The following is a 527-nucleotide window of genomic DNA, read 5'->3' on the forward strand; positions in this document are numbered from 1 at the left end:
AAGAACGATCTTAGGCACCTTTTCGTGTCGAAATCCTTCAACCAGCACCAAATCCAGCGTATCAACATCCATTTTGCTCACCATTTCATAGAGATCCACCTCTTCGGCCTTCGGTGTTTCCGTCATCAGCGCCCAGCGCTGGTTACTGGCGACAAGCGTCTGCGCAGCCCCTGCTTTACGCAGCTCATAGCTGTCTTTGCCGGGTTTATCGATATCCATATCATGATGAGTATGCTTGATCACACCAATGCGTAGTCCTTTCTCCTTGAGGAGCGGAATCACGTGGGTGAGCAAGGTGGTTTTCCCGGTACCGCTATAAGCACTAACAGCAAGCAGGCGTGGGTGATGCAACTCAGTCATGTTTGGCCTCTTGCCAATTGGAGAGATCGTCTGGGGTGTTCAGGTTTTGAAATGCCAAAGGGCAATCAGTGAACAGTACGGGAATCGCCTCGATCTCTGCCAGAAATAGCATTAGCTTACGATCGCCACGTTCCAGGTAGGTTTCAAGTTTCGAGATCATGGAGCGA

Annotated in this window: 1 protein-coding gene; it reads right to left on the bottom strand. The window is 50.3% G+C overall.

Annotation, left to right across the window (positions count from 1 at the left end; genetic code table 11):
* A partial coding sequence (gene mobB / locus J5224_RS35005; protein ID WP_264629387.1) for a molybdopterin-guanine dinucleotide biosynthesis protein MobB occupies positions 1-360 on the bottom strand: 360 nt, incomplete at its 3' end.
* Between the last annotated feature and the right edge of the window lie 167 nt (positions 361-527).

It is taken from the genome of Candidatus Symbiopectobacterium sp. NZEC135, from assembly GCF_025962695.1.